Source organism: Occallatibacter sp. (assembly GCF_049802275.1).
Classification (GTDB): Bacteria; Acidobacteriota; Terriglobia; order Terriglobales; family Acidobacteriaceae; genus Telmatobacter.
In genome coordinates this window covers 1-2,639 of sequence record NZ_JBARMD010000172.1, presented here as the reverse complement: position 1 = coordinate 2,639, position 2,639 = coordinate 1, and the positions used below count along the sequence as shown (strand labels likewise).

The 2,639-nt window shown below is 55.6% G+C and carries 4 protein-coding genes; all 4 read right to left on the bottom strand.

The window, feature by feature from the left end:
* Positions 1-117 (bottom strand): 30S ribosomal protein S2 (locus WA354_RS05550; protein ID WP_472812015.1); only part of this gene is annotated, 117 nt, incomplete at its 3' end.
* A 165-nt stretch (positions 118-282) separates the two neighbouring features.
* Complete coding sequence (gene rpsI / locus WA354_RS05545) at positions 283-678, bottom strand: 30S ribosomal protein S9 (RefSeq protein WP_472812014.1); 396 nt, start codon at positions 676-678, stop codon at positions 283-285.
* Between the two features lie 137 nt (positions 679-815).
* The gene (gene rplM, locus WA354_RS05540) at positions 816-1,259 is read right to left on the bottom strand and encodes a 50S ribosomal protein L13 (protein ID WP_472812013.1); all 444 of its coding nucleotides are present in this window, start codon (positions 1,257-1,259) and stop codon (positions 816-818) included.
* Between the two features lie 692 nt (positions 1,260-1,951).
* Positions 1,952-2,639 (bottom strand): glycoside hydrolase family 47 protein (locus WA354_RS05535; protein ID WP_472812012.1); only part of this gene is annotated, 688 nt, incomplete at its 5' end.

Sequence of the window (2,639 nt, the reverse complement as noted above, 5' to 3'; positions counted from 1 at the left end):
GTAAATACCGTTGCGCTCGCCAAAGATGTATTCCTTCATCTTGGGATTCCAGCGCTTCGTTTGATGCCCGAAGTGAACACCAGCTTCGAGCAGCTCCTTCATTGTGATCGTGGCCATTGGCCTCCTTTGTGGATTGCATCCGGACTAACCTTCGTCTGGCCCGGATTGAAACCCGCTCGCGCGGGAGATTTAAAACCAGGGATCAGTGGCCAGTTGTCAGTGATCAGACTGTCTTTCCCCTTACTGATCACTGCTCACTGAACACTGTCCACTTCGAAGCGCTTAGCGCTTCGAGAACTGGAACCGCTTGCGTGCGCCCTTTTGTCCGTACTTCTTCCGTTCCTTCTGGCGAGCATCGCGCGTCATCAGGCCTTCAGCCTTCAGTAGCTTGCGCAGCTCGGGATTGAAGAGAACCAGTGCGCGGGCAACGCCCATCTTCACTGCGTCAGCCTGCGAAGACACGCCGCCACTCGAAACCGTGGTCACCACATCGAAGCTCGACGCCAGCTCTGCAACCACCAAGGTGCGCTTTGCCGCGACGCGCTGCGCCTCGGTTACAAAGTATGTCTCGAAAGGCTTGCCGTTCACCTTCCACTCACCGGTGCCCGGACGCAGAAAAACGCGGGCAATCGCCGACTTGCGGCGCCCCGTCCCGTAATACTGAACCAAATCTGCCATTCAATCCTCTTAGCTCTTGTTCGCTCTTAGCCTTCAGCTCTCAGCTCTCAGCCTTCAGCTAGTTTCCCAATTCCGATTCGTTCCTGCCTCTACCGTCGGCACCAGCAATTCCAAACTGAAAGCTGACGGCTGACAGCTTAAAAGCTGCGCGATCCAACTTCCAAAGCCACTGGCTGTTGCGCAAAATGCGGATGCTGGTCGCCGCGATAGACCTTCAGCTTCGATCCCATCGCGCGGCCGAGCTTCGACTTCGGCAACATGCCCTTGATCGCCTCTTCCAGAATCTTCTCCGGCTTGCGGGCCAGCAGGCGCGTAAATTCCTCTTCGCGCAGTCCGCCAGGGAATCCCGTGTAACGGCGATATACCTTGCTCTGAGCCTTGAGGCCGGTCAAGCGAATCTTCTCCGCATTGATGACGATCACGTGATCGCCCATGTCGATATACGGCACGTACTTCGGGTTCAGTTTGCCGCTCAGAACATCAGCCGCCTTGGTCGCCAGGCGCCCCAGAGTCTGGCCGCTGGCATCCACTACATACCACTTGCGGACAATATCCTTGCCGCTCGGAACAAAGGTGCTCATCTCTCTCCTGCCCTCTAGAAACTTCTAAAACTTCGGCGCAATACCCCAATGTCCATGGCATCCGCGCATGGACTCAATCTCCGCCCACTTCCAAACAATCCTGTTCGGGTGAGGACTGCGATGCTTGCCCTCAATAAGGGCCCTGACTCTGCTGGACTTAGCTCGCTGTCCCAGCCGAAGGTGCCTGTTCCGGTCGAATCCGATAAAGGGGTTCAATCAGCCGGGTCCGGGCTAAACGTCATCTCCTCATCGACTTGAAACCGTCTCAGAGGGCCCCACATCAGACCCCAGGCGCAACACCGCACAAGACCCTTAGGATAACCGAATCAAGAAGCAGAGTCAACGAAATGCGGCAACGGGTAGTGTCTCGGTTTGATTTGAGCGACGAGGAAATCGCTGATCTGCCAAACTTACACCGTATACTTCTTGCCGTGGACTCAAAACAGAAACTAATCCTACTAAATGCGGGCGTAGCTGGTGGTCTGGTAGTCAGCTACTTTCGAGGAGCACCCATTTGGATCGTCGCGATTTGCGGCGTTTTCTTGTTTGTGCTTGTCAACGTCTTGGCACTGATAAAAATCCGTAAGTCTGGCTTTGAAAGGGCACGACTTTAGTCGTGCCGTAAGGCCCGAGGAATCAATGGCTTTAGCCCCTGAGGCACGTGTTTTCGGACTCTGCTGCGATTCTCCATGTCACTTCAGCCCCAAACTCCGCTTCATCGGATGCGCCTCCGTATTAAAAATGACCGAATCAAACTCCAGCGTCGACTCCGGCGCGAACAGCAGATAGAGATACTTCAGCGTCTCGGCAAAAAAGAAGCTCTCCATCGCGTCCTTCTTCTGCTTGTTGCGCACGTCAGAAAGTGCGGCATAAGCATCTTCGGTCCGGCAATACTTCACCAGCCCATCAAGGTAGGTCCGCCCCATCGCCAGGTACTTGGCGTCGTGGGTGTAGTGGTAGAGGTAGTAGGTCGATTCGATAATCTCCGGCCTCAACTCGTAACCGGGGCTCGTAATCTGCATCTTCACGTAGTCCAGCGTCTCCGGCTCAATGCCCGCCACATTCCACATCCTGTAGCTGGAGTCCTGCAGTTCCGCCGCACGATGGACGTCGTCGCCCAGCGCCAGCACCGCTGGAAAGAACGCATCGAGCGCGCCGTAGTTCGTATTCGTACGCTGCCCGCTGTTCATATCCGCCTGCCCATACCAGAGGCCGCTCGGCTCCTGATCAGCCAGATATTTGTCGACAGCCGTCACACTGTCCAGCCACATACGAGCACAGTCCTTGTCGCCAAACAGGATCGATGCCTTCAGAAGGTACTCATAATACGAATCGATACCGCCCATAATGCCTGCCGTCGGATCGGTCCACTTCCCCGTC